Here is a 24,977-nt window from a genome sequence, read left to right as displayed (position 1 = left end):
AAGTTCACTATTCTGAACTCAATATTATTTTAGATTTAGTACATCTTTCATTGTGAAAACCCCTTTTTTGCCCAAAATCCATTCGGCAGCAACAACCGAACCCAAAGCAAAGCCTTCCCGGTTGTGGGCTACGTGCTTGATTTCGATTAAGTCTACTTCTGAATTATAGAAGACACTGTGTGTTCCGGGTACATTTTCGATTCTTTTGGCATCGATTACAATTTTTTCCGGATTCGGGTTATCGGATTCGGGATTTTTTAAAATCCAGTTTTTATACTCGCTGTTATTGATGATGCCGTTGGCCAACGAAATGGCTGTCCCGCTTGGTGCATCGAGTTTTTGGGTATGATGGATTTCTTCCATTTCTACCTGATACTGATTGAATTTGGACATTATTTTGGCCAAATACTCATTCAGTTCAAAGAAAATATTCACCCCTAAACTGAAATTAGAACCATATGTGAAAGCACCGTTTTTATCGTTGCAAAGCGTCACCATTTTGTCATAGTCTTCCAACCAGCCTGTTGTTCCTGAAATGACTGGAATTCCAATGTTCAGGCATGCGGAAATGTTCGTTACTGCGGCACTTGGTACACTGAAATCGATGGCGGCGTCGGCATTTTCCAATCCTTCAAAAGTATCGGAACTGGTTTTGCGCAGTATAATTTCATGTCCTCGCTGAATGGCTATCTTTTCGATAACTTTTCCCATTTTTCCGTATCCTAAAAGAGCAATTTTCATTAAAACTGGTAATTTAAAGTAAGTCCGACATTTTGCTTGTAATTGAATTCATTCTGGTAAATCCGCGGTCCTAGTGATAATCGATCGTTGACGTTGAATTGCGAAAAGTGCGCATCAATGTTAGCATCAACAATATTCAAGACATAAAAAGCCACAGCGACAATAGCCGAAATGTCACGGTTTCGTTGATAAAATCGTTGCCCCGAGATCAAACGCGCATTGTCCAGATTTCCGTATAAAGGGTCTAAGGGATTCGAGGTTCCGTTAAGACGTTTCTTGTATTCGTCCCGAAACTGACGGTATTTGGTATTGTTCCAAGAGTAGTAATAAATTCCGGCACCCATACCACCATAGACAATGGGGATTTTCCAGTATTTTTTATTGTAGGCCTGCCCCAAACCCGGTAAAATGGCCGAATAAAAGGCGGCTTTTGCCGGAGCTAATGCGTTGAGTTCCTTCCCTTTTATAGTATCCTGGATAATTACCAGATCGCCTACTTTTTCTTGTGCAGAAAGCGTAACATTTCCCAAAAGGAAGACCAGTAAAAATATGGGAATGAGTTTATGCATTACCCTTTGATTAGTTTGATAATTCTATTGAAGTCTTCTTCGGAATGAAATTGAATCGTAATTTTCCCTTTACCATTCCCGGCTACCTTCACATCCACTTTCGCCCCAAAATAATTGGTGATGGCTTTCTTTTCTTCATCCGCAATATTGAATGAAGCCACTTTTGAAGTGGTTGCAGGTTTCGGTTTCAGGCTCTCCTGGTAATTTTTTACCAGGGTTTCTGTTTCTCTTACTGAAAGATTCTGACTTACTATTTTTTGATAGATATCCGTTTGAACATCGTGGTCCTCGATATTGATAATGGCACGACCATGGCCCATACTGATGAAACCATCCCGGATTCCGGTTTGGATAATCGGATCCAATCGCAATAAACGCAGGTAATTTGCAATTGTGGAACGTTTTTTTCCAACGCGGTCGCTCATCTGTTCCTGGGTCAATTGAATTTCATCAATTAACCGTTGGTAGGATAGCGCGATTTCAATCGGATCTAAATCGTGTCTTTGAATATTTTCAACCAAAGCCATCGTCAGCGATTCGTTGTCGTTGGCAATACGGATATAAGCGGGAACTACTTCAAGACCGGCTAATTTGGAGGCCCGTAATCTTCGTTCACCGGAGATTAACTGGTATTTATTAAAGTCGGTTTTACGAACGGTAATTGGCTGAATTACCCCTAACTCACGTATAGAAGTAGCTAATTCCTGTAAGGATTCCTCATTAAAATTGCTTCTGGGCTGAAAAGGATTGATCTCGATAGCACTCAATTCAAGCTCGACAATATTGCCCACCACCTTATCCGCGTTTTTATCATTAACCGACTGAATATCATTTTCAGGGTCTTTTAATAAAGCCGATAATCCTCTACCTAATGCCTGTTTTTTTATTGCTTGTGCCATAAGTCAATTAACTGTTTTTCTTAATAATTTCTTCCGCTAAGCCTAAGTAATTGGTGGCACCTTTGCTGGTAGCATCATAATTGATAATGCTTTCGCCAAAACTCGGAGCTTCGCTTAATTTAACATTTCGTTGGATTATGGTCTCAAAAACCATATCGTTGAAATGTTTCTGAACTTCTTCGACCACCTGATTCGAAAGACGCAGACGTGAATCAAACATCGTCAATAGTAATCCTTCGATGTCCAGATCCGGATTGTGTATTTTCTGAACGCTTTTAATTGTATTCAATAACTTGCCTAATCCTTCCAACGCAAAATATTCGCATTGAATCGGGATAATCACCGAGTCAGCAGCTGTCAAGGCGTTCAATGTCAGTAAACCCAACGATGGCGCACAGTCAATAAGGATATAATCGTATTTGTCTTTGATGCTTGCCAAAGCTTGCTTCAGCATGTATTCTCTGTTTTCCTTGTCCACCAATTCGATTTCGATGGCCACAAGGTCAATGTGAGCGGGAATCACATCCACATTAGGAGAGGAACTCTTAACAATGGCATCTTCCGGTTTATGACTGTGTTCTAATATCTGATATGTACCAATTTCTACACCTTCAACGTCAATACCCAGGCCCGAACTTGCATTCGCCTGAGGGTCAGCATCGATAAGCAGGACTTTTTTTTCTAAAACCCCTAGCGAAGCAGCTAAGTTTATTGAAGTTGTTGTTTTTCCAACACCACCTTTTTGATTGGCAATTGCAATGATTTTACCCATTTATTTTTTTGAATTTTGAACCGTAAAAATACAATTATTTATGGGTTTTGAAAATGTTATTTGTTAACAATTGTTAAGGTTTGATTCGCTGGTCATTCCATTTATTTCATTGGCGTTTTTTGGAGCTGTTTCCCGCTCTTCGCTGTATCTTTTTATTCCGCTGAAGAAGCGGGACAAAAAGGATGCCGCTGCGATCAGGGCTAAAAAAAAGAGAACCATGACAGCTCTCTTTTTAAATGTTAAATTGTAAGTTAATGATTTAATAGTCTGTTTTTTAATTCACAACTCATCATTCACAATGCACAATGATTACTTATTCCCTTTATTTTTTATCATCATCTCCAGCATATCCCACATTTCGGTCGGAACTGCTTCCAGCAAATTGAACTGTCCCGCGCCCTGCAGCCATTCGCCGCCGTCAATAGTAACTACTTCGCCATTGATATACGCCGAAAAATCGGAAACTAGGTATGCAGCCAGATTGGCCAGCTCCTGATGGTCGCCCACGCGTTTCAACGGCACTTTTTTGGCTAAATCGAATTTTTCTTTTAATTCACCCGGCAATAATCGGTCCCAGGCGCCTTTGGTTGGAAATGGACCCGGAGCAATCGCGTTCGAACGAATGCCATATTTGGCCCATTCTACTGCTAAACTTCTGGTCATAGCCAAAACTCCTGCTTTTGCAGTCGCTGATGGTACCACATACGCAGAACCTGTCCAGGCATAGGTTGTTACAATATTTAAAATAACCGAATTCTCCTGTTCCGTGTCAATCCAATGTTTTCCAAAAGCCAATGTACAGTTTTTCGAACCTTTCAGCACAATATCAATAATGGTGTCGAATGCATTAGCCGACAAACGTTCGGTAGGAGAGATGAAGTTTCCCGCTGCATTGTTCAGTAAGACATTTGCTTTTCCATAGGCTTTCAGCACCTCGGCAAGCATGGCTTCGACCTGGTCATAATGACGCACATCGCATTGCAGGGCCAAACATTTTCCGCCAGTTGCGATTTCCAATTCTTGGGCTGTAGTCTGCAGTTTCTCCAAATCGCGAGAAGTGATGGCTACTTTTGCTCCCAATTCCATAAAATATTTGGTCATGGCTTTACCCAAACCGCTACCGCCTCCGGTTACGACAATCACTTTGTCTGTAAGGGCATCATCACGAAGCATTTTAGCTGAAAAATTCATAGTTTGATTTTTAATAGAGGTAAATATAGATAAAATAATTATTATGCATGCATAGCAAGTTGAAAAGTGTATCTTAATTCATTTTGGGGTGCTGAAGCAAGATGCAATATGGAACACTAATCAATAGTTAAGTTATTGGTAATTAGTATTTTGAAAACAATAAAGAAAGGCTTATTTTGTAACTTTGGACAGTATTAATTTTTAAATCCAATTGCTATGAAAATGTTAGTTAACGTTATCTTTCCAATTGAACCGTTCAACTCGATGGTAAGAAACGGCTCGGTTGGTGAACTTATCGGCTGTGTAGTTGATGATATCAAACCGGAAAGTATTTATTTTTCGGAACAAGAAGGCAATCGAGGCGCGGTGATGGTTGTAGAAGTAAAAGATGCTTCGGCGATTCCGTCAATTGCAGAACCTTGGTTTTTGAATTTCGAAGCGCATTGCGAATTTAGAATAGCCATGACACCTGATGATTTACAACGCGCCAACCTTTCTAAACTTGCTGAAAAGTGGCAGGATGTTCATGTATAAATACAGTATAAAAAAAACACCAATTTATCAATTGGTGTTTTTTAATTTATTGTTCTATTCCGTCAATCAATATCTGTAAAATTTGAATGGCAGCTTCACTGATTTTGGTTCCGGGACCAAATACGGCAACTGCTCCGGCATCAAATAAATACTGATAATCCTGTGCAGGGATTACACCCCCGACAATAACCATAATATCATCACGTCCATACTTTTTGAGTTCTTCAATTACTTGTGGGACCAAAGTTTTGTGTCCTGCCGCCAGTGAAGAAACGCCTAATATATGGACGTCATTTTCAACAGCTTGCTTTGCGGCTTCGGCAGGTGTCTGGAATAAGGGGCCTATGTCCACATCAAAACCTACGTCGGCATAACCGGTAGCCACTACCTTAGCGCCGCGATCGTGTCCGTCCTGACCCATTTTGGCAATCATGATTCGGGGTCGACGGCCTTCTAATTTGGCAAATTGATCGGCCAATTGCTTGGCTTTTTCGAAACTTTCGTCGTTTTTTATTTCTTTGCTATACACACCGCTAAAGGATTTAATTTGTGCTTTATATCGTCCGAAAACCGTTTCGAGGGCGTCGCTAATTTCGCCTAATGTGGCTCTGTAGCGGGCAGCCTCTACGGCAATTTCCAATAAATTCCCTTCTCCGGATTTTGCCGTGGCAATTAATTTATCCAAAGTGAGTTTTACTTTCTCTGTATCTCTCGAAGCCTTTATCTGGGCTAATCTTTCCACTTGTTGTTTTCGAACCATCTGGTTGTCCACATCGAGAATATGCAAAGGATCTTCTTTCTCCAATCTGTACTTGTTAACACCAACAATGATGTCCTGACTGCTGTCAATCCGGGCTTGTTTTCTTGCTGCGGCTTCTTCAATACGTAATTTTGGAATTCCAGCTTCGATGGCTTTGGTCATACCACCCAATTCTTCCACTTCTTGAATGAGTTTCCACGCATTCTGAGCGATTTCATTGGTCAGGCTTTCGACATAATAACTTCCGGCCCAAGGGTCTACAGTTTTGGTAATTTTGGTTTCTTCCTGGAGAAATATCTGGGTGTTTCGGGCAATTCGTGCAGAGAAATCTGTTGGTAATGCAATCGCTTCATCCAATGCATTGGTATGTAAAGACTGGGTTCCACCAAATGCTGCGGCAGCCGCTTCAATACATGTACGGGCCACATTATTAAACGGATCCTGTTCGGTCAAACTCCATCCGCTGGTTTGGCAATGGGTTCGTAATGCCAATGATTTTTCATCTTTTGGATTAAAGGTCTTTACCAGTTTGGCCCAAATCATTCGTCCGGCTCTCATCTTGGCAATCTCCATAAAATGATTCATTCCAATAGCCCAGAAAAACGAAAGGCGGGGAGCGAATTCATCGATTTTCATCCCTGTGGATAGTCCGGTGCGGATGTATTCCAATCCGTCAGCCAAAGTGTAAGCCAATTCAATATCAGCTGTGGCCCCGGCTTCCTGCATGTGGTATCCGGAAATACTGATCGAGTTGAATTTTGGCATTTTCTTGCTCGTAAATTCAAAAATATCAGCAATGATTTTCATCGATGGAGTAGGCGGGTAGATGTAGGTGTTCCGAACCATGAACTCCTTCAGGATATCATTTTGAATCGTGCCGGAGAGTAATTCGGTTTTGACGCCTTGTTCTTCGGCAGCCACAATATAAAATGCCATAATGGGCAAAACAGCACCATTCATGGTCATCGATACCGACATTTCATCCAGCGGAATCTGGTCGAACAATACTTTCATATCTTCAACACTATCGATTGCTACGCCTGCTTTTCCAACATCACCAACCACGCGTTCATGATCACTGTCGTACCCTCTGTGGGTTGGTAAATCGAAAGCGATGGATAATCCTTTTTGACCTGCGGCCAAATTACGGCGATAGAAAGCATTGCTTTCCTCAGCAGTTGAAAATCCGGCGTACTGACGGACGGTCCAAGGTCTGCGAACGTACATGGTCGCATAGGGTCCTCGTAAATTGGGAGCAAAACCGGCTCCGTAATCAACGTGTTCCAGATTTTCAATATCCTTTTCAGAATACGTCGCCTTTAAATCGATGCCTTCTGCGGTCGCAAAAGTGGATGTATCGCCAATGGATGCGCTCGAAGTATCTTTCGGTATGCTTACATGGCCAAGGTCTTTTCTTTTCATTTTTAAATAGCTATTTTGCTCCACAATTTTGCTCGTAAAGTTCCACAATTTGACCTAATCCATTATTTTGTAAATCCGCTGAGATTATCAAATCGAATAAGGCCGGACAATCTTTTTCAAAATAAACTTTCAGAATATTTTTCAAGGTATTAAAGTCGGAGCAAAAATTAAATCCTTTTTTCCCCACACCTAGATATAATCCGTGATGTTCATTTTGCCTTTTGATATAATATCCAATACCCCGACTGGCATTATCTGGCAAAAAAGGAAGTGTTGCTGAGTATATGCTGATTTTTCCTTCCTTAATGATTTTTACCCATGATTTTTTTTTAGCAATGTAAATATCCCCTTTCGAATCAGGATTACCTAAATATAAAGGGATATAATTTTCGGCCGTATTTCTATCATTAACAATTTCAAAACTCCGGACATAATCGATTTCAAAATTTTCTGTTTTACCATTTTTTTCCAATCGGAACCTGATATGGTCATCATTATAATTGTGTGGAATTTCTAAAAAACCATTTTTTTTCACCCCATCGTACAGCGTTATACTTCCGGGATAAAACTTTGCGAAAAGCGAAAATGGAATAAAAAACAATATTAGAAAAAATCTGTTCATGTGAATTATGTATTAGTTTTTTCCATATCCAATCGTTCCTGTTCTATTTTTTCGGCCAATCGTTTTTCAATAATTGGGGTAATCAGTGTTTTCCTGGATTTTATTTTCACAAAAGGGAATAATTCCAAATCATGGCTCATTCGGTCCGCTTTATTAGGATATTTATTAGTACCCAGAAGGATTTCTTTTCCGGAATCGAACAGTTCCTGTTCTTTATCGGCACTTTCCTGTATTTTTCTTTTGATGGTTCCGTCGCTCAATTGTTTCAGGAATCCGCCATGGTCTTCAATATCCTTGAATATAGTTAAGGCTTTTTCGGCTAATTGACTGGTCAGGCTTTCGATATAATAAGAGCCATCCGCCGGATTATTTACCTTATCAAAATAACTTTCGTGTTTCAATACCAGCAATTGGTTTCGTGCAATTCGGTCGCCAAATTCATTGTCCTTATGGTACAAGGCATCGTACGGAAGGTTAGCTACGGCATCGGCTCCACCTAAAATAGCGCTCATACATTCTGTTGTGGTACGCAATAAATTTACATTGTAATCGTACAGCGTTTTATTGCGTTTGGTCGGTGTAACCAATAAATGACAATCGGTAGTGATACCATATTCTTTAGCAATGAGATTGAAAAGCAGTCGCAATGCCCGCAATTTTGCAATTTCAAAGAAATAATTGGTTCCCACGGCTACCTGAAAAACAATAGGCTGAGTCAGATTTGGTATCCGGTTGAAATATTCGTTGGCATGTGCCAATGCATACGCAATTTGCTGTACCATATTGGCGCCGGCATTTTGGTACAATGTAGCATTAATACTTAAAACGGAAATATTTGGCGTGTCTTTCGAAATGGAATTCAGAACCGCAAAATTATCTTTCTCTTCACTTGAAAACCAATTACCGTCTTTGGCCAATTGTCCGATAGGGTCGAGGTTACAAAATACAGTGACGTTTTTTTCTTGGGCATAACTGTCAATTTTTTTCAGGAAATCGACTGAAAGAAAGTTCAGGTTGAAATAAACAGTAAACCTGTCTAAAGGCAGTTTTTCCAATAATTTGGCGACATCAATGGTCTGGTCATCAATAGAGAAACGGATGCTTTCGGCTCCGCGGTTCAATGAATCGAGGGCTCTTTCGATGGATTTGTCAATATCGTAAACAAAAATGTTCTGACATATTTTGAAATCCTTCGCTTTGGTAGTTATAGATAGCGGCTTTTCGGCTTCGTCTTTGTGATAGAAAGGCTTTACCTTAATGTCCTCGGGCGAATTCCAAATCAGGGTATCATTGTAATCGGCTCCTTTAAGTTCAAACTGGATTTGTTGTTTCCATTGTTTGGAGGATACATTATTAAATTCGTGGAATAGGTCTAATTTCATTATGAAATTTAAGTTTATTTTTTTAAAATTTTATATACTTTCTGGCTCGGGTTTAGTTTCAAAAAATAGACTCCTTTTTCTAAACTCTGTACATTAATTTGATTTTTATTAGTAATGCCTTTTGTTATCAGTTTTCCCAGTGTGTCAAAAATTTGATATTCTTGATTTCTCGAATCTGTATATTCTAAAAATAGTTCGTCACCTACCGGATTTGGGACTACTATGATTTTTTTGTTGTTGTCAAAGCTCTCATTTGATAATGAATTAATATAATCAGCCAAATATGGATCTAAGGAAAATTGATGTAATTTCTGAGGATTATTGACAAAAGGAGCATTGACAAACGATTCATTGGTGATATAATATTCCAAGCCGTCAGTTGTGGAGATGCCCTCTACTTGATGGTAAGGCAGTGAAATATTTATTTTTCTTTTGTTTGAAGTCGAAAAATCCACCCCAATATAATCATAAAGCAAAAAAACAAAGGGTTGAAGGGAACTCGTGTAACCGGATAGGGCTATTAAATTTAGGTTTTCTTTGCTGGTTGCTCCAGTAATTAGTCCGGAAACGTTTATTGTTTCGGATAAGACTGCGATATAAGTTCCAGGGGTTTTCGGAAGCAAATAAACGCTGGTATTGTTGCTAATCCATTGTTTTGTAAATAAAAGGATGCCAGAAGAAGTTACTACAAATGCTTCGCAATCAAAATCGGTATTATTTGCTGCTTGAGCCGAAAAATCTAATTGATTGGAATACGAAAAATTAATGGCGTCTATTTGAGGTGAGGTTGAGATGGAGTTTTTAGCTATTCTGTAAATTTTCAAATTGGTTCTGTTCCCGGAGGAATTGTTTCCGAAATCTCCAATATAGATATAATCCGCATCCTGAGCTATTTCTTCCCAGTCGATGTTCTGGATGGAATTCAATGGATAGTTTTGAATTATACTTCCGTCGGTTTTATTTAATTCATAAATATTGGTGTCTGTATCGTCATTGTGAGTCAAAAGGTTATTGTTCCATTCGATTAAACCGGAAGTTTCATCAATGACAGGACTTAAATTTATGGAACTTTGTGGCGATACTGTGGCATCCGGATAGATGCAACTACCATTATTTGTTACTGCAACGCTACTATAATTGGAAGCTAAAGGATCTGTACAACCCACTTGTGAAAGTAGAGAAGTACTGAAAAATAGAAAAGTTAATGTAAAAAAAACTATTGTTTTCATTTATTGTATTCCATTAGTTGTGTCGCCTTCGAATTCGATGATGTAAATATCTTCGCTATCTTTTTTCATATAGTATTTTTCGCGGGCGTATTTCTCGATTTGGTCAGGGTTTTTGAGCAATTTTATGTTTTGATGGTCTTTACTGATTTCGTCCTGGTAGTATTTTTTATTTTCTTCCAGTTCGTCAATCTGTTTGTTTAAAACGCGATGGTCCAGATAGGAATAGTTGTCCAGAAAAAGCATCCATGAAATGAAAAGCAATAAAATGAGCACATACCTGTTACTCAGGAATTTGAGCCAGGGACGTTTCTCGATGGTTTTCTTTAATGGGTTTTTCATGGTATTACCGGATATTATAGCCCTGATGGTCGAATTGCTCTCGCAATTGCCTTTTTGTTTTTTCTTTAAAAACAAAAAGATTTAGCGGACAGCAGGAAATGGCTCCTTAAAATTGATGATAAAAATAAGGAATATTTATGAAATTCGTTGATTAATAACGGCGCGGACCACATCGATTGCCACAGTGTTGTATTTGTCGTTTGGAATAATGATATCGGCAAAGGCTTTGGTCGGTTCGATAAACTGTTCGTGCATCGGTTTCAGGGTGTTCTGATAACGGTTCAGGACCTCGTTCATATCGCGGCCACGCTCGGCAATATCACGTTTGAGACGACGGATCAGTCTTTCGTCGGAATCAGCGTGAACGTAAATTTTGACGTCAAACATTTCTCTTAATTCCGGATTTGCCAGGATTAGGATTCCCTCTACAATCATCACTTTTCTCGGATGTGTAAAGATGGTATCGTCTGTACGGTTGTGTGTTACGAAGGAATACACCGGTTGGTTGATATTATTTCCGGCTTTTAATTCTTTAAGGTGGCTGACCAATAATTCAAAATCAATGGCACGCGGATGGTCGAAATTAATCAGCGCCCGCTCGTCAAAACTTAAATTATTTGTTTCCTTATAATAAGAGTCCTGCGAAATAATCCCCACTTCCGTCTGTGGCAGTTCGTTCATAATCTGGTGAACTACAGTTGTTTTTCCACTTCCTGTTCCTCCGGCAATACCAATAATCAGCATAAAATAGTTGTGTTGTGTTTTGTAGGCACAAAAATAGTAATTAATAGAAACTGAGGGCTTGTTTTTTGGAAATGTTTGAGAATAAGAAATAAAAAAGCCTGTAAAAATATTTACAGGCTTTAGTATGAATTGACAATAAATTGGTCGGGGTGGCAGGATTCGAACCTGCGGCCTCCTGCTCCCAAAGCAGGCGCGATAACCGAGCTACGCTACACCCCGAATGTTAAAAGAAACCAATATCTTGAAGATATCTTTTGGCTCCTCTTTTTTTAATTTTTAGCTCGATAAGCATTGCTTCTGAGCGTGTTGAAAATTGGTTGTGATAAATCAATTTCCAAGGTTTCCCTGATTTAGTAGAAATACTTAAACCAGAATTATGTCTATATAATCTACTTTCCAGATTATCAGTTTGACCTGTGTAATATTTTAAAGAACTTTCACTATATAAAATATACTAAGTACATAATATTTCTTAGAGGTTTTCTATCTGCGTCTTCCCGCCCCGCGGGACGCGATAACCGAGCTACGCTACACCCCGTAACGCGGTGCAAATATAGCAAACTTTTTTGTTTAAACAATAATTCCCCGGAAATAGGATAATTTTATTTTTGAATAGTTAAATGTGATATTTTTTTGATCAAACTATTTCAATTAAAACTTACATTTGCGACTTCAAAAATGAATATACTATGTCAGATACAATCGAAAAAATAAAATGTCTTATTATAGGTTCGGGGCCAGCAGGTTATACAGCCGCTATTTATGCTGCCAGAGCTAATATGCATCCTGTTTTATACCAAGGAATACAACCTGGTGGACAATTGACCACTACAAATGAAGTAGAGAATTTCCCGGGATATCCTGACGGGGTAACAGGTCCTGAAATGATGGTGCAGCTGCAAGGACAGGCTGAGCGTTTTGGAACTGCGGTACGTGAAGGCTGGGCAACCAAAGTTGATTTCAGCGGAGAAGTCCTTAAAGTATGGATCAATGACGTTAAAGAACTACACTGTGAAACAGTAATTATTTCGACCGGTGCTGCGGCTAAATATTTAGGCTTACAGTCAGAGCAACATTACTTATTAACTGGTGGAGGTGTTTCGGCTTGTGCTATCTGCGACGGGTTTTTCTACAGAAATCAGGAAGTGGTCATAGTAGGAGCAGGGGATTCCGCTTGTGAGGAAGCACATTATTTATCAAAAATGTGTTCTAAGGTGACGATGTTGGTTAGAAGCGAGCATTTCAGGGCTTCCAAAATTATGGAAGACCGCGTTCGCAAAACAGAGAATATTACTATTTTAATGAATCATGATACCGTTGAAGTTTTAGGAGACGGGCAGGTCGTAACCAGTGTTCAGGCGAAAAACAAAACCACCGGGGAAATTATTGATATCCCCGCGACAGGTTTCTTCGTGGCTATTGGTCATAAACCAAACACCGATATATTTAAGGATTATATCACCCTTGATGAAACCGGTTATATCATCAACAAACCCGGAACGGCACAGACCAATGTTCCCGGAGTTTTTGTAGCGGGCGACGCAGCGGATCATGTATACCGTCAGGCCGTTACTGCAGCCGGTACAGGTTGTATGGCAGCTTTGGATGCGGAGAGATATTTGTCAACATTGGAATAATCCAATTGTTAAATAAAAAATCCCATTCGCCGCGGCGAATGGGATTTTTTTATTCTATTTTTTTATCTCGATTATTTCAATGATTTTTTCATAATCACGGTGTTTTCGGTAAATTTCTTCAGTTCAATTTTGGCATCACCAAAGAACTGGATTTCCGATTTTCCGGAAGCTTCCACAATAGCATTTGTGGTAACGTTTACGCTACAGATGGTATTTCCTTCGGCAACGATCATTGCATTTTTAGCGGTCAGGTTTTTTCCTGTGAAGTTCGAACTGTTGTCCACACGAAGTTTTAAATCGGTCACATCTCCTTCAAGAACAGCAGTTGCCTTTTGGTAGATATCCAATTTCAATTTTGCAGAAACGATCATCGCTTTCAACTGCGCATTTTTGCTTAATTCGATTATGGCATCTTCCGTTTTCAGGTTCAGTTCTACTTTTGATTTATCATTGGCCATTAGTGTGAAAGATTTCCCTTTCACATTGGTAAATATTTTTGAATAGTCGAAACTTTTAAAGGTGCAATTATTCAAAGTCAGATCAGCCAAAGTAGTCACGCTTGCTTCATGTTTTGCAATCAGCATTTTGAAGTCATCCGTATAGGTTACTTTCACGCTGAATTTTTTAAATCCTGAAACTTCCTTTGCCGTGGTCAGGCGCAATGTATTTCCGGTTAAACTAATATTAATCACATTATGCAGGTTTTCGTCAGCATCAATCTCCAGGGCACATTTATCTCCTTTGACAAGAAATACTTCCAGATTATCCTCGACTTCTAAATTTTCAAATGAGCCAATTTCTTTCTGCTCCACCGTCACGATTTTGGATCCCTTAACTTTTTCTCTTTTTTGTCCAAATGATACAGCCGTAAATAAAACGGCGATCAGTAGAATAGTAATTTTTTTCATCATCATGGCTAATTGGTTTTGTCAAAAATATAAAAAAAAACACCCGAATTGCGATTCGGATGTTTTTTTATTCAAATTGGCATCGGGATGATTTTAAACCCTGGTAAAGAAGAATTCCTGACCGTTCATTTTTAAGGTAAATTCCTTTTTACTTTCAGTGAACTGAATTTCAATTCCTGCCTGTTCAGCACCAAATCTATCTTTACCAATAGAATCAAAAGAAAGTCCCGAGTCGCCTTCCGGGGTGCCCACGAGCGTTCCGTTATTTTCTGTAAAAGCAATTTTCAATGGAATTTGTTTACTGGAGTAATTTCCGAGATAACCTGTTAAAGCGACCCCTTTTTTTACTTCACTTTTCTCTGCATTCCAAACGTTATTGGCGCTGTCGGAATCAGGCAGGACATGATCCGGATCTAAAGTGATTGATTCAATTTCTTCAGTAGCAGCATTTTTAAATGACCAGGTTGCAGTGCGTTGCCAGATTTCAACCGGAAGTTGCATACGGCTCACTGCTCCGCTTTTGGTTTTAATTTCTACGGTTACAGGCATCGCCATTTTTTCCAGGTTTTCAATAGTAATAATTGCCCCCAGTTTCGGGTCGTTTTGCACATATTCTACTTTAGTAATTCCCTGGTCTAAACGCCAATTATTTACAAACCAGCCTCTCCAGAACCAGTTTAAGTTTTCTCCCGCTGCATTTTCCATTGTTCTGAAAAAGTCATCCGGAGTAGGGTGCTTAAAGGCCCATCTGGCGATATAAATCCTGAATGCCCTGTCAAATTTTTCTGTGCCTAATACCTGTTCCCGTAACATTACCAATCCTGAAGATGGTTTTTCATAAGCCAAAATCCCTAAATTCCTGTTTTTTAATCCGTCGGGTATGGTCATAATAGGTTCTAACTCCGGGTTGGTGAAGACCTTAGCCATCCGGTGCATATTTTTTACACGTGATTTGTATTCCCCTTTGTTGAAATCGACTGAACTCAAAGTGTTGATAAAAGTGTTGAATCCTTCATCCATCCAGGCAAATTGGCGTTCGTTGGAGCCTACAATCATCGGGAACCAAATGTGGCCGAATTCATGATCGGTAACTTCCCATAATTCTTGTCCTTTCATTTCGTAGTTGCAAAAAACAATTCCGGGGTATTCCATTCCGCCTGCAATTCCAGCTACGTTTATGGCTGCCGGGTACGGATATTCGAACCATCTTTTGGAATAATTTTCGATGGAGGTTTTCGTATATTCGGTCGATCTTCCCCAAGCTTTCTCGCCGGAACTTTCGATAGGGTATGCCGATATGGCTAATGATTTTTTACCGCTTGGCAAATTGATTTTTGCGGCATCCACAATGAAAGCTGTTGAAGAAGCCCAGGAAACATCGCGACTGTTCGTCATTTTAAAACGCCATGTCAAAGTTGATTTTCCAGATGGGCGGGAAGCTGGGTTTAAGATTTCTTCAGATGAACGGATCATCACCGTGTTATCGCTTTGTAAAGCTGCCGCCCAACGTTTTTGTTGCTCTGGTGTATACACTTCTGACGGATTCATTAATTCTCCTGAACAAACTACTATATGATTGGCGGGAGCTGTAATGTTAACTTCAAAATCGCCGTATTCCATATAAAATTCACCAGCGCCCAGATAGGGCATTGTGTTCCAGCCCAGTACATCATCATACACACACATGGTCGGATACCATTGCGCTATTGTAAAAATTTTACCGTTTTTTGTTTCCAAAACACCCATTCTGTCTGCACCAAAATTTGGGGAAATAAACGAGAATTCAATTTTAAGAGATACAGTTCCTCCATCTGAATCCAAATCTTCCGGAAGAAAAACCTGCATTCTGGTATCTGTAATTTCAAATTGCGCAGCTGTCTCTGTCAGTTTGCCTCTTTTTTTGGTCAGTATTTTTACGGATTTGATTTTATGGCCCCCGTCAAAAACCTGACCATTGCTACCATTCCTACTTCCTCTTACAGGTGTTGTAGCCATTCCGCGGGAGCCTTTTTCGAATAAATTCTGATCTACATTCAGCCATAAAAAAGAAATTTTGTCCGGGCTGTTATTGGTATAGGTTAAAATCTCTGAACCGATAATCTCATTGTTTTTTTCGTTCAGGGTTGCCGTTAACTGGTAATCGGCTTTATTTTGCCAGTATTTCGCACCCGGCTGGCCACTTGCGGAATGGGTTGGGGTGCTGTTTTTGGTATAAAAATTCGGTCCAAAGACAGCAGTATAATCGTATTTTGAAATTGCTTTTTCTGCTGGTTTTTCTTGGGCCTGTACTGTCATCCCAAAGCTTAGGGCTACGTATAGCACAGCTAAGATTTTGTTTCTTTTGATTGGATTGTTTTTCATAGTTGATTATTGATTGATTATTGATTGATTTTTAAAAACGGGTGTATATTGTGACTAATTTTCTGACATATTTTCGTAATAAGAAATAAAAAAAACGCTAAACTTCTCAGTTTGCGTTTTTTTTCATTATGAATTAAAGCCTAATCCCTTGTAAACAAATAGGTTTCGTCTCTTTTGCTCACAGTAAACTCCGTTTTAGCTTCATTGAACTGGAATTCAAGACCTTCCGTTTCCACAATAAACTTGTCTTTACCGATTAAATCCAGGATAACCGGAGGCATATCCCCGGTTGGAGTAGCCACAAGATCACCTTTAATGTCGGATAAGACTATTTTAAAAGGGGCCTGTTTACTTGAAAACTGGCCTAAATAACTTTCGTACTTTGATGCTGCTTTATTCGCAGTCAGGGCAGCTGATTTTTGCTGTTGTGCCTGAACAGATGAAGCTCCAAAAGCTAATGCCAAAATAAATGCGGCTTTAAAAAAAATGTTTTTCATTGTTTGATTGTTGTTTGATTGTTGATTGATTGTTGATTGATTGTTGATTGATTGTTGATTGTTTTTGGTTATTCCTGAGAAATACTGCCTCCCGAATTTTCTTCTTTGGCGATTGACTTGGGAATATTATTGTAATTGATAGAACTTCCGCTGGATGCTTTCGCCTTTAAACTGACAATTGGGTGCACACTTGTGGAGCTTCCGCTGCTGGTGTGTGAAGATACTTCGTTTGCCAATAATTTTTCGGCATTGATTTCGCTTCCGCTGGAAGACGAAGTTTGCAGGCTTAATGCTTTTCCACTGATAGTAATGTTACTTCCGCTGGAAGCTTCACAGGTTATGGTATCTACTTCAAGAGCTAATTCGATTTCGCTTCCGCTAGCCGAATCCAATTTAAGTGCTTCGCTCTTTAAAATATTATTAGCAGAAACTCTTGAACCGCTTGTTGATTTTACAGAGCTGATATTCGGTAATTTCACGGTTATTTTTTTTGCTTTCGACTCATCAATACTTACATCAGTTTCTACTATCAGAACCCCGTTTTCCACTTTAGTGATGATATGCTCCTGCAGGTTTTGATCGGCCTCCACGGTAATTGATCTGGCGGCGGACTGTTCCAAGTACACATCCAGGCCATTGCTGGCTTCAATACTTGCAAAGTCACCAGTTGTACTTCTGTTTTCCGTAGTAACATTTCCGTTTCCGTCTATGCCCCCAAAATCAGCTTTACAAGATGTAAATACTAGTGCTACTGATGCAATTGCTGCTACTTTGCCGGAAAGTTTTAAAAAATTAATCATGAGTTTGTGTTTTATGGTTGCTTAATTATTTTGATTGAATAATATCCCCGGTTGCAAGGGTTCCTTTGTTAATGTCTTTCTTTATAGAACCCAAAATTAGGGAATAATTGTTAAAATAGGACGGTATACCTTCCGATTCATGTCCGATCGTATTCCGCACTTCAAAATGCAGATGCGGAAAAAATGCACTTCCTGATGTTCCTATAGCGCCAATTTTTTTACCTTTTTTAATTTTATCACCCACCTTCAGAGAGGCTGAGCTTTGATTTTGTAAATGACCACACATGCTGTAAACATTGTCACTATGTTTGATGACGACATAATTACCATACAAGGCTAACGGGTTGTTTTTCAAAGCCGGAATATCGAACTTTTTATCGTCTTTCTGGTTGGTTTCCAAGGCGACAATTTCTCCATCTGCTACCGCAAGTACATCAGTTCCAAATCCATACCAGTCGGTGTTGTTTTCCCCTTTATTTGCAAATTGTTTTCCATCTGCATTCAAGGGAACAAAATCATAGGCATAACGCATGAAGTTTCCTGTGAATCCCAATTGTTTGATAGGAACGAATTCGTAATTAAAGCGTCGGTGGTGCGAATAGAAATCGTGTCCGTCATAGACTAAAATCCTATTTTTAAGTGGCAGGATAAATTCCTGAACTTGTTCGTAATTTTTTGGGGTTACAACATCTTTTACTTCTATGTTGTCATTGAAAGTAAAGATATACTCGAGCTTTTCCGTTACCGGATTAATTTCCGGAAACGGGTTGAACAACATACTTTTCGAAACGCCATCCCATTGAATGGAAGGGATGGTATTGATACTTGGTGCCGTACCGTTATTGTCAAGGAACTTTTGTTGGATAACGATATTGTTTTTATCCAGCAACCGCACTTCCAATCGTGTCAGTCGTAACGTGTCAGCCGAATTATTTTCGACAACAAAATCAAAATTGAGACTATAATTACTCCCTGTTTTCTCTTTTAACGGACGCTCAGGTTTGTGCTCGATTTTAATATTCTGCTGTGCATTGCTAATTTGCGATGTCAAAAATATGGTGAATGCTAATAATGTGATTTTGATTGATGATTGAGTTGTCATTAGATTTTAATTGGTTTTGATAATTACGCCGTTGCCATCGACTGTTAAGGATCCTTTCTTTTTGGTCTCGGTGCGGATGATTTCCTTACCGTTTACTTTTAGAGTAACTGTTTTTATAGTATCGTTTCCATCTCCTGAAATAGTTTCAGTTTGAATCATATCTGGGTCCATATCTGGATCCATATCTTCTCCCTCGTTATCGACGATGCAGTTAGTACAATCCAGTTCTCCATTGTGCATTTTATACACTTCATTAGAAGAATTAAATTCTAAACCGTAATCAGAATGGTCGTAATGTTGTACACTCATATCCGGTTGGAATGCCACACCTTCAGGAAGGTATAAATAGATTTCTACTTTCTGGTTGCGGTATTTGTTTGCAGCTTCTGTCAATAAATAATTGTCCAATATGATATGATTTCCTTCAATTTTGAAAGCATATTTGATTTTCTCAGCTCTTTTTTTAGCTTCCTGAATTGACTTCCCTTCCGCCAATTTTTCAATTTGGATGTAGGGTACCTTTTCGTCTGTTTTCAATACATAGAATCTAACATTGTTTGAGTAAATTACTTCGGTATTGGCTGAATCTTGTGTAAAAACAAAATCACTGCGATTATTGAGGTCTTTGGAATAATAATCGTTGTTTTTAAATTTCAGGAAAAGGGTATCGGTTTCCTGCAATGCAATCGTTTCTTTTTGAACTACTTTTCCATCAAAAGCCAATTGGCTGGCCTCTTTTATTCCTAATGAAATAACGATTCCTATAGCTATAATCCAAACCGCAAGCAAACTATATTTCACCATAGTGGAGATAGGTCTTAAATTGGTTACCAATAATTTTAAACCTAAGATTAAAATAAAGAACAATGGAATTCCGGCCGCTAAAAGAAATAATATTCCCTGTACCCAAAGTGGTGTTTCAAGTCCTATCGGTGTGTTAATATGGTTTAGGACAGTCATATCCGGTAAAGACGATGAAAACATCAGGATTATGGATGTTACCGCTACAGCAATCAGCGCTACAGAAGAAAACAATACCATGAACAGACCTAAAATTTTTGCAACGATCCCGAGAATCTTAATGAATGCGGTACCCAAATTATCGGTAGCTCTTCCCATTCCTGTTCTTACCTGGTTTCCCATGGCATCATAATTGGCATTTTTCAGTCTTTCCGAAACATTTTCAAATTCTTCACGAACCTTTCTTTCTATATTGGAAATCGTAACCGGTTCTCCGGTCATTTCTAATTTCTCAGTGGTTGTAACCGCTTCCGGAGTTACAATCCAAAGAATAATATAAGCGATGATTCCCGTTCCGAAACCTGCAAAAACAAATATCAGAAACATAATTTTGAACCATATTGCATCCGCCCCAAAATAATGTCCCAATCCGGTGGCAACACCACCGACTAATCCTTTTTCAGTATCGCGGTATAATTTTTTGTTTCTTCTTTTTGGCGCACTGAAATCTGCTGGTACATCATCATCACCGTCAATACGGTAATCTTCCGGTTGTCCCATGATGGTAATGATTTCATCTACTTCTTTCAGGTTGATTACCTGTTTTTCGCTAGTATGTTTTTCGGTGATTAATTCACCAATACGCATTTCTATATCTTTTATAATTTCGTCCTGACCGCCTGTGTTCGATAATGAACGCTTGATGGCATCGAAATAACGCGTTAATTTTTGGTATGCATCTTCGTCAATGTGAAAAAACATTCCGCCTAAATTTATGTTTACCGTTTTGTTCATGACTATTATTTTTGTGTTGTTATTATGTTTACTGCATCGGACAGTTCCGTCCAGGTGCTATTTAATTCTTTTAAAAATGTTTTTCCGATCTCGGTTAATCCATAATATTTTCTTGGCGGTCCCGATGTGGATTCTTCCCAACGATAATTGAGCAGTCCGTCATTTTTTAATCTTGTCAGCAGGGGGTACACAGTTCCCTCGACCACAAGTAATTTAGCGTTTTTCAAAGTGTCTAATATTTCAGAGGTGTAAGCATCTTTTTCTTTTAATACAGATAAGATGCAAAACTCAAGAACACCTTTTCGCATCTGGGCTTTTGTGTTTTCAATGTTCATAATTCCTTTTTTTGTTTTTAATTAAACTGTCCATTTTTGATTGATGATTGATGATGATTTTTGATGATTGACTTCGTATTTGCGGCTTATATATTATTTAATGAATGGAATGGTTACCGGATATTTGAATGGTTCTCCGTTTGATGTTCTCACGGTAGCATAGATGATTAAGCAAAATTCAATTACTTTTATAATGACAACCAGAAATATTGCCACTCCGGCCAGTATTGCCATTCCTGTTAGATTCGGAATATGGAAATTTTCGATGCCGATTTCATTCCCATTTATAATCTCGTTCAGCGGAAGATTTTTCAGTATTGTGAAAAATAAAATTGGCAGCGAGATCAGACAAAGTACGAGTGCATATAGGAACAAGCTTAATTGAAAATTTACTGCCTGTTTTCCTTGTTGGTCCACATATTCTGATTTATGCTTGTTCGTATTCCAAAGAATAAGCGGAAAAATAAAATTCCCAAACGGAATAAAATACTGTGACAAAGTGCTTAAATGAATTAAGGCTGCGGTGTTCTGGTGCTTTGTTGTTTCCATGACTTTAAATTGTATATAGTAATTTCTTATACAAATATATGTCTAAAAGACAGTATCTTGTTTTGCATAGTACCAAATATTAACAAAAAATTAACAAATTTGTTTTTATAAATTAAGCAAAACTCCTGCTTATTGCTTGTCTTTATTGAGTTTTGAAGGTTTTCTGGAATTTTATATGAGTGCATAGTATTTTTCGTATTTTTATAAAAAAATGCGCAGCCATGGAACTTTCTCCTCAAAAATTAAACACTTTTCTGTTCTTTAAGCTACCTTCCGCCTTCTGGTGCGGGGTTCGCGTAAAACAAATTGATAATAAACAATGCGTTGCAACAGTAACACACAGATGGTTTAATCAGAATCCATTCAAATCGATGTACTTTGCGGTGCAGGCAATGGCAGCTGAATTGACCACCGGCGCTTTGGTAATGTATCAGATTAAAAAAAGCGGTAAAAACATTTCGATGCTCGTGGCCAATAACAATAGCACTTTTACCAAAAAAGCGACCGGAAGAATTACCTTCTCCTGTAAAGACGGAGCCCTTATCGAAGATGCCATTCGACAAACGATTGCGACGGGTGAAGGGCAAACGTTTTGGATGAAATCAATCGGAACCGATGAAAAAGGGTATCCCGTTTCAGAGATGAATTTCGAATGGAGCATAAGGCTCAAGTAAATAGTAATGTCCTGTTTGTAAGACTTATAAAATAAAAAGAAAGTTAAATCGTACTTAATTAACATTTATTTTTATCCGTTCGAACGTAATTTTAAGGATCGATAGAAATGAAACCATGAAAGTATTAATTACAGGGGCAACAGGTTTGATTGGAGATGAAATCGTTTCCTTGTTACTGCAAAACGGAATCAGCATTCATTATCTTACCACATCCAAGAAAAAAATTGAAAACCAACCGAATTACAGGGGTTTTTTCTGGAATCCGGAACAGGGAATTATTGACGAAAATTGTCTTATGGGAGTCGATGCCATCATTCACCTGGCAGGAGCCACTATCGCTAAACGATGGACCACTGCCTATAAAGAGGAAATTCTCGAAAGCAGGATTCTATCCTCTAACGTACTTTTTAAGGCACTCAAAAACAATCCGCATCAGGTTCAACAAATTGTTTCCGCTTCGGCTTCGGGTATCTATCCGAACAGCGATACGATAGTCTACACCGAAGATTCACCTGAATTTGATGATGGGTTTCTAGGTACTGTGGTCGTAAAGTGGGAAGACAGCGTGGACGCCTTTAAAAGATTAAATGTTAAGGTCTGTATATTACGCACGGGATTGGTATTTTCCAATAAAGGTGGAGCTTTGCCCGAAATGATGAAACCCATTCAATGGGGTGTGGGGGCTCCGTTTGGGAGCGGAAAACAGATGCAGTCCTGGATTCATATTCATGATCTGGCCGCATTGTATTTGTTTGCTGTCGAAAATAAGTTGGATGGCGTTTATAATGCTGTGGCACCTAATCCTGTAACCAACGAAGAATTAACAAAAGCAATCGCTACTGTTTTGAGGAAACCGTTACTGCTCCCTAATATTCCGCAGTTCGTAATGAAATTTATTCTGGGTGACATGCATGAATTATTATTCGAAAATAAAAAGCTAAGTCCCCAAAAGGTCATCGATGCAGGGTTTTTATTTAAATACAAGACATTATTCAAAGCATTTGAAAACCTTTTTCCATAAAAAAGCTCCATTTAAAAACGGAGCTTTTTTTTTAATATACTGCAATTTGAATTAATAATTAATATGGAAGCGTTTCCGCAACCGTCGGTTAAATTCAATCCTACTTTTGTCAAAAGAATTTTTACCAAAACAAACATATCAAAAGCATCAGGAATTTTTCTTAAATTTATATTAAAATTTACCAAACCTGTTATTTCTACATACCTGATAAAAAAAGTGTGACAATTTGACATTTTCAAAGAAATGGCAGTAATTTTGCAATCCCAAGAAAAGAATAAAAAACCGATGTTTAAAAATATATTTAAAAATACAAGCAAGATGACGACTGAAAATACTGAAATGGAACAGGAACTGGATGATGTAACATTAGAGACAAATGCTAATGGGGAGCAGCTCATTATAGAAGAATTAAGTATTGAAGAACAATTGACACAGGATCTAGCAAAAGAAAGAGACAAGCATTTAAGGCTTTTTGCTGAATTTGAAAACTACAAAAAAAGAACTGCCAAAGAACGTATCGATTTGTTTAAAACCGCAAACCAAGAGGTTTTACAGGCGATGCTTCCTGTTTTGGATGATTTTGACAGAGCGGTAATCGAAATCAAAAAGTCAGAAGACGACGTCTTGTTGAAAGGTGTGGAATTGATATATGACAAATTGAAAAATACATTGGTTTCAAAAGGATTGGAAGAAGTTGAAGTACGTCCCGGAGACGTATTTAATGCCGATTATGCAGAGGCAATTACACAAATCCCAGCTCCGGATTCCAAAGGGAAAATTGTTGACGTTCTTGAAAAGGGATACAAATTGGGTGATAAAATCATTCGTTTTCCTAAAGTAGTAATCGGACAATAGATCCACTACTAGATGCACAACACGTTTGTGAAGTTGCATCGTCATAAAAATTAGAAAAATAAAAATGAAAAAAGATTTTTACGAAATATTAGGCATCTCTAAAAATGCTGATGCGGCAGAAATTAAAAAAGCCTACCGTAAGAAAGCGATTGAGTTTCACCCTGACAAAAATCCGGGAGACAAAGCTGCTGAAGAAAACTTCAAAAAAGCGGCAGAAGCTTATGAAATTTTAAGCGATTCACAAAAGAGAGCAAAATATGATCAGTATGGTCATCAGGCTTTCGACGGTAACGGTGGTTACGGTGGTGGCGGTCACATGAATATGGACGATATTTTCAGCCAATTCGGTGATATCTTTGGAAGTGCTTTCGGTGGCGGAGGTGGTTTCGGTGGATTTGGCGGTGGCGGAGGAGGCCAACGCAGAACCAAAGGAAGTAATCTTCGTATCAAAGTCAAATTAACTTTGGAAGAAATTGCCCATGGAGTGGAGAAAAAAGTTAAAGTAAAACGTAAAGCACAAGCACCCGGTGTATCGTATAAAACTTGTTCTACCTGTAATGGTCAGGGACAGGTAATGCGTGTTACCAATACTATTTTAGGTAGAATGCAGTCGGCTTCGACGTGTCCTACCTGCGGGGGGTCCGGTCAGATATTAGATAAAAAACCAGCCGAGGCGGATACTCAGGGAATGATTTTGGAAGACGAAACCGTTTCGATTAAAATCCCGGCAGGTGTAGTGGATGGCATGCAATTGAAAGTGGCCAATAAAGGTAACGATGCTCCGGGTAACAGTGTTCCTGGAGATTTAATTGTCGTTATTGAAGAAATAGAACATGAAACCTTGAAACGTGAAGGCGAGAATCTTCATTTGGATTTATACATCAGTTTTGCGGAAGCGGTCCTGGGTATTTCCAAAGAAATCGATGCCGTTAGCGGAAAAGTCAGAATTAAATTGGAAGAGGGGATTCAATCCGGTAAAATATTAAGATTGAAAGGAAAAGGTATTCCTAGTATTAATGGTTACGGTAATGGCGATTTATTGGTTCATGTGAATGTATGGACGCCAAAAACATTAAATAAAGAACAAAAACAGTTTTTCGAAAAAGCGTTGACCGATGAAAATTTCATCCCAAACCCGGAAAAAGGAGATAAGTCCTTTTTTGAAAAAGTGAAAGACATGTTTTCATAATTTTTTTATTGTGATGATTTTAATCATGACAATTTTTCCCATCCTTGTGTAAATAAGGATGGGTTTTTTTTGAAACATTCGTACCCTTTT

At 38.7% G+C, this 24,977-nt stretch carries 27 protein-coding genes and 1 tRNA gene; 6 read left to right on the top strand and 22 right to left on the bottom strand.

Going from position 1 to position 24,977, the window contains the following annotated elements; genetic code table 11:
- Positions 1 to 24: 24 nt before the first annotated feature.
- From dapB to FNW07_RS05270, 6 genes are all read right to left on the bottom strand, one after another.
- Positions 25 to 741, bottom strand: coding sequence for a 4-hydroxy-tetrahydrodipicolinate reductase (gene dapB, locus FNW07_RS05290; protein ID WP_126743574.1), 717 nt, complete (start codon positions 739 to 741; stop codon positions 25 to 27).
- On the bottom strand, positions 741 to 1,310 hold the full coding sequence (locus tag FNW07_RS05285) for a DUF5683 domain-containing protein (RefSeq protein ID WP_126743575.1): 570 nt from the start codon (positions 1,308 to 1,310) through the stop codon (positions 741 to 743). Before FNW07_RS05285 ends, dapB begins: the two co-directional genes overlap by 1 nt.
- Positions 1,310 to 2,209 carry a ParB/RepB/Spo0J family partition protein gene (locus FNW07_RS05280; RefSeq protein ID WP_126743576.1) on the bottom strand — a complete coding sequence of 300 codons (900 nt, stop codon included), beginning with the start codon at positions 2,207 to 2,209 and terminating at the stop codon, positions 1,310 to 1,312. Before FNW07_RS05280 ends, FNW07_RS05285 begins: the two co-directional genes overlap by 1 nt.
- 7 nt (positions 2,210 to 2,216) lie before the next feature.
- Complete coding sequence (locus FNW07_RS05275; RefSeq protein WP_126743577.1) at positions 2,217 to 2,981, bottom strand: ParA family protein; 765 nt, start codon at positions 2,979 to 2,981, stop codon at positions 2,217 to 2,219.
- A 63-nt stretch (positions 2,982 to 3,044) separates the two neighbouring features.
- On the bottom strand, positions 3,045 to 3,200 hold the full coding sequence (locus FNW07_RS13755) for a hypothetical protein (RefSeq protein WP_158626841.1): 156 nt from the start codon (positions 3,198 to 3,200) through the stop codon (positions 3,045 to 3,047).
- A 90-nt stretch (positions 3,201 to 3,290) separates the two neighbouring features.
- Positions 3,291 to 4,172, bottom strand: coding sequence for an SDR family oxidoreductase (locus FNW07_RS05270; RefSeq protein WP_185964621.1), 882 nt, complete (start codon positions 4,170 to 4,172; stop codon positions 3,291 to 3,293).
- A gap of 216 nt (positions 4,173 to 4,388) precedes the next feature.
- Here FNW07_RS05270 and FNW07_RS05265 point away from each other — a divergent pair, with 216 nt between their 5' ends.
- A complete protein-coding gene (locus FNW07_RS05265; RefSeq protein ID WP_126743578.1) occupies positions 4,389 to 4,706 on the top strand; it encodes a panthothenate synthetase in 318 nt (105 codons plus the stop codon).
- A 46-nt stretch (positions 4,707 to 4,752) separates the two neighbouring features.
- Here the strand turns inward: FNW07_RS05265 and scpA are convergent, their stop codons facing one another.
- The 8 genes from scpA to FNW07_RS14000 form a co-directional block, all read right to left on the bottom strand.
- Positions 4,753 to 6,888 carry a methylmalonyl-CoA mutase gene (gene scpA / locus FNW07_RS05260; protein ID WP_126743579.1) on the bottom strand — a complete coding sequence of 712 codons (2,136 nt, stop codon included), beginning with the start codon at positions 6,886 to 6,888 and terminating at the stop codon, positions 4,753 to 4,755.
- A 10-nt stretch (positions 6,889 to 6,898) separates the two neighbouring features.
- Positions 6,899 to 7,510 (bottom strand): hypothetical protein, encoded by a 612-nt coding sequence (locus tag FNW07_RS05255; protein WP_126743580.1) that lies wholly within the window; start codon positions 7,508 to 7,510, stop codon positions 6,899 to 6,901.
- A gap of 5 nt (positions 7,511 to 7,515) precedes the next feature.
- Entirely contained in the window at positions 7,516 to 8,892 is a 1,377-nt protein-coding gene (locus tag FNW07_RS05250) for a methylmalonyl-CoA mutase subunit beta (RefSeq protein WP_126743581.1), read from the bottom strand.
- Positions 8,893 to 8,906: 14 nt separating this feature from the next.
- Positions 8,907 to 10,121 (bottom strand): T9SS type A sorting domain-containing protein, encoded by a 1,215-nt coding sequence (locus tag FNW07_RS05245; protein WP_126743582.1) that lies wholly within the window; start codon positions 10,119 to 10,121, stop codon positions 8,907 to 8,909.
- Positions 10,122 to 10,460, bottom strand: coding sequence for a septum formation initiator family protein (locus tag FNW07_RS05240; protein WP_126743583.1), 339 nt, complete (start codon positions 10,458 to 10,460; stop codon positions 10,122 to 10,124).
- Positions 10,461 to 10,595: 135 nt separating this feature from the next.
- Positions 10,596 to 11,204: a uridine kinase gene (udk, locus tag FNW07_RS05235; protein WP_126743584.1), complete on the bottom strand. Its 609-nt coding sequence runs from the start codon at positions 11,202 to 11,204 to the stop codon at positions 10,596 to 10,598.
- A 141-nt stretch (positions 11,205 to 11,345) separates the two neighbouring features.
- Positions 11,346 to 11,423, bottom strand: a tRNA-Pro gene (locus FNW07_RS05230).
- 4 nt (positions 11,424 to 11,427) lie between these two features.
- On the bottom strand, positions 11,428 to 11,655 hold the full coding sequence (locus FNW07_RS14000; RefSeq protein WP_199745226.1) for a GIY-YIG nuclease family protein: 228 nt from the start codon (positions 11,653 to 11,655) through the stop codon (positions 11,428 to 11,430).
- Between the two features lie 238 nt (positions 11,656 to 11,893).
- Between FNW07_RS14000 and trxB the strand changes: the two genes are divergently transcribed.
- A complete protein-coding gene (trxB, locus tag FNW07_RS05220; RefSeq protein ID WP_126743585.1) occupies positions 11,894 to 12,841 on the top strand; it encodes a thioredoxin-disulfide reductase in 948 nt (315 codons plus the stop codon).
- A 71-nt stretch (positions 12,842 to 12,912) separates the two neighbouring features.
- Here the strand turns inward: trxB and FNW07_RS05215 are convergent, their stop codons facing one another.
- The 8 genes from FNW07_RS05215 to FNW07_RS05180 all read right to left on the bottom strand — a co-directional run bounded on the left by FNW07_RS05215 (position 12,913) and on the right by FNW07_RS05180 (position 21,148).
- A complete protein-coding gene (locus tag FNW07_RS05215) occupies positions 12,913 to 13,755 on the bottom strand; it encodes a GIN domain-containing protein (RefSeq protein WP_255512727.1) in 843 nt (280 codons plus the stop codon).
- An 87-nt stretch (positions 13,756 to 13,842) separates the two neighbouring features.
- Positions 13,843 to 16,110, bottom strand: a complete 2,268-nt coding sequence (locus FNW07_RS05210; RefSeq protein WP_126743586.1) for a M1 family metallopeptidase — start codon at positions 16,108 to 16,110, stop codon at positions 13,843 to 13,845.
- A 140-nt stretch (positions 16,111 to 16,250) separates the two neighbouring features.
- Positions 16,251 to 16,607 (bottom strand): hypothetical protein, encoded by a 357-nt coding sequence (locus tag FNW07_RS05205; protein WP_126743587.1) that lies wholly within the window; start codon positions 16,605 to 16,607, stop codon positions 16,251 to 16,253.
- Positions 16,608 to 16,675: 68 nt separating this feature from the next.
- On the bottom strand, positions 16,676 to 17,407 hold the full coding sequence (locus tag FNW07_RS05200) for a head GIN domain-containing protein (protein ID WP_126743588.1): 732 nt from the start codon (positions 17,405 to 17,407) through the stop codon (positions 16,676 to 16,678).
- Positions 17,408 to 17,432: 25 nt separating this feature from the next.
- The gene (locus tag FNW07_RS05195; protein ID WP_126743589.1) at positions 17,433 to 18,509 is read right to left on the bottom strand and encodes a M23 family metallopeptidase; all 1,077 of its coding nucleotides are present in this window, start codon (positions 18,507 to 18,509) and stop codon (positions 17,433 to 17,435) included.
- A 6-nt stretch (positions 18,510 to 18,515) separates the two neighbouring features.
- Positions 18,516 to 20,264, bottom strand: a complete 1,749-nt coding sequence (locus FNW07_RS05190) for a PspC domain-containing protein (RefSeq protein ID WP_126743590.1) — start codon at positions 20,262 to 20,264, stop codon at positions 18,516 to 18,518.
- 5 nt (positions 20,265 to 20,269) lie between these two features.
- Positions 20,270 to 20,599 (bottom strand): PadR family transcriptional regulator, encoded by a 330-nt coding sequence (locus FNW07_RS05185; RefSeq protein ID WP_126743591.1) that lies wholly within the window; start codon positions 20,597 to 20,599, stop codon positions 20,270 to 20,272.
- 93 nt (positions 20,600 to 20,692) lie between these two features.
- The gene (locus tag FNW07_RS05180; RefSeq protein ID WP_126743592.1) at positions 20,693 to 21,148 is read right to left on the bottom strand and encodes a DUF4870 domain-containing protein; all 456 of its coding nucleotides are present in this window, start codon (positions 21,146 to 21,148) and stop codon (positions 20,693 to 20,695) included.
- Positions 21,149 to 21,369: 221 nt separating this feature from the next.
- Between FNW07_RS05180 and FNW07_RS05175 the strand changes: the two genes are divergently transcribed.
- The 4 genes from FNW07_RS05175 to dnaJ all read left to right on the top strand — a co-directional run bounded on the left by FNW07_RS05175 (position 21,370) and on the right by dnaJ (position 24,887).
- Positions 21,370 to 21,822: a DUF4442 domain-containing protein gene (locus FNW07_RS05175; RefSeq protein WP_126743593.1), complete on the top strand. Its 453-nt coding sequence runs from the start codon at positions 21,370 to 21,372 to the stop codon at positions 21,820 to 21,822.
- A gap of 115 nt (positions 21,823 to 21,937) precedes the next feature.
- Positions 21,938 to 22,843: a TIGR01777 family oxidoreductase gene (locus FNW07_RS05170; RefSeq protein WP_126743594.1), complete on the top strand. Its 906-nt coding sequence runs from the start codon at positions 21,938 to 21,940 to the stop codon at positions 22,841 to 22,843.
- 285 nt (positions 22,844 to 23,128) lie between these two features.
- Complete coding sequence (locus FNW07_RS05165) at positions 23,129 to 23,698, top strand: nucleotide exchange factor GrpE (protein ID WP_126743642.1); 570 nt, start codon at positions 23,129 to 23,131, stop codon at positions 23,696 to 23,698.
- A 64-nt stretch (positions 23,699 to 23,762) separates the two neighbouring features.
- Positions 23,763 to 24,887: a molecular chaperone DnaJ gene (dnaJ, locus tag FNW07_RS05160; RefSeq protein WP_126743595.1), complete on the top strand. Its 1,125-nt coding sequence runs from the start codon at positions 23,763 to 23,765 to the stop codon at positions 24,885 to 24,887.
- The last annotated feature ends 90 nt before the right edge of the window (positions 24,888 to 24,977 follow it).

Origin of the sequence: Flavobacterium sp. GT3R68 (genome assembly GCF_007109225.1) — a bacterium.
GTDB lineage: Bacteria > Bacteroidota > Bacteroidia > Flavobacteriales > Flavobacteriaceae > Flavobacterium.
Note: the sequence above shows the minus strand (reverse complement) of the source record. Positions and strands in the feature narration are given on the sequence as shown.

Bases quoted from the DNA above. Each gene is read 5' to 3' on its own strand.
- FNW07_RS05180 (WP_126743592.1), bottom strand. From the start codon at position 21,148: ATGGAAACAACAAAGCACCAGAACACCGCAGCCTTAATTCATTTAAGC.
- FNW07_RS05195 (WP_126743589.1), bottom strand. From the start codon at position 18,509: ATGACAACTCAATCATCAATCAAAATCACATTATTAGCATTCACCATA.
- FNW07_RS05170 (WP_126743594.1), top strand. From the start codon at position 21,938: ATGAAAGTATTAATTACAGGGGCAACAGGTTTGATTGGAGATGAAATC.
- FNW07_RS13755 (WP_158626841.1), bottom strand. From the start codon at position 3,200: ATGGTTCTCTTTTTTTTAGCCCTGATCGCAGCGGCATCCTTTTTGTCC.
- FNW07_RS05200 (WP_126743588.1), bottom strand. From the start codon at position 17,407: ATGATTAATTTTTTAAAACTTTCCGGCAAAGTAGCAGCAATTGCATCA.
- trxB (WP_126743585.1), top strand. From the start codon at position 11,894: ATGTCAGATACAATCGAAAAAATAAAATGTCTTATTATAGGTTCGGGG.
- FNW07_RS05185 (WP_126743591.1), bottom strand. From the start codon at position 20,599: ATGAACATTGAAAACACAAAAGCCCAGATGCGAAAAGGTGTTCTTGAG.
- scpA (WP_126743579.1), bottom strand. From the start codon at position 6,888: ATGAAAAGAAAAGACCTTGGCCATGTAAGCATACCGAAAGATACTTCG.
- FNW07_RS05245 (WP_126743582.1), bottom strand. From the start codon at position 10,121: ATGAAAACAATAGTTTTTTTTACATTAACTTTTCTATTTTTCAGTACT.
- FNW07_RS05215 (WP_255512727.1), bottom strand. From the start codon at position 13,755: ATGATGATGAAAAAAATTACTATTCTACTGATCGCCGTTTTATTTACG.
- FNW07_RS05255 (WP_126743580.1), bottom strand. From the start codon at position 7,510: ATGAACAGATTTTTTCTAATATTGTTTTTTATTCCATTTTCGCTTTTC.
- FNW07_RS05280 (WP_126743576.1), bottom strand. From the start codon at position 2,209: ATGGCACAAGCAATAAAAAAACAGGCATTAGGTAGAGGATTATCGGCT.
- FNW07_RS05205 (WP_126743587.1), bottom strand. From the start codon at position 16,607: ATGAAAAACATTTTTTTTAAAGCCGCATTTATTTTGGCATTAGCTTTT.
- FNW07_RS05165 (WP_126743642.1), top strand. From the start codon at position 23,129: ATGTTTAAAAATATATTTAAAAATACAAGCAAGATGACGACTGAAAAT.
- FNW07_RS05265 (WP_126743578.1), top strand. From the start codon at position 4,389: ATGAAAATGTTAGTTAACGTTATCTTTCCAATTGAACCGTTCAACTCG.
- FNW07_RS05275 (WP_126743577.1), bottom strand. From the start codon at position 2,981: ATGGGTAAAATCATTGCAATTGCCAATCAAAAAGGTGGTGTTGGAAAA.
- dapB (WP_126743574.1), bottom strand. From the start codon at position 741: ATGAAAATTGCTCTTTTAGGATACGGAAAAATGGGAAAAGTTATCGAA.
- dnaJ (WP_126743595.1), top strand. From the start codon at position 23,763: ATGAAAAAAGATTTTTACGAAATATTAGGCATCTCTAAAAATGCTGAT.
- FNW07_RS05240 (WP_126743583.1), bottom strand. From the start codon at position 10,460: ATGAAAAACCCATTAAAGAAAACCATCGAGAAACGTCCCTGGCTCAAA.
- FNW07_RS05210 (WP_126743586.1), bottom strand. From the start codon at position 16,110: ATGAAAAACAATCCAATCAAAAGAAACAAAATCTTAGCTGTGCTATAC.
- FNW07_RS05285 (WP_126743575.1), bottom strand. From the start codon at position 1,310: ATGCATAAACTCATTCCCATATTTTTACTGGTCTTCCTTTTGGGAAAT.
- FNW07_RS05175 (WP_126743593.1), top strand. From the start codon at position 21,370: ATGGAACTTTCTCCTCAAAAATTAAACACTTTTCTGTTCTTTAAGCTA.
- FNW07_RS05190 (WP_126743590.1), bottom strand. From the start codon at position 20,264: ATGAACAAAACGGTAAACATAAATTTAGGCGGAATGTTTTTTCACATT.
- FNW07_RS05250 (WP_126743581.1), bottom strand. From the start codon at position 8,892: ATGAAATTAGACCTATTCCACGAATTTAATAATGTATCCTCCAAACAA.
- FNW07_RS05270 (WP_185964621.1), bottom strand. From the start codon at position 4,172: ATGAATTTTTCAGCTAAAATGCTTCGTGATGATGCCCTTACAGACAAA.
- udk (WP_126743584.1), bottom strand. From the start codon at position 11,204: ATGCTGATTATTGGTATTGCCGGAGGAACAGGAAGTGGAAAAACAACT.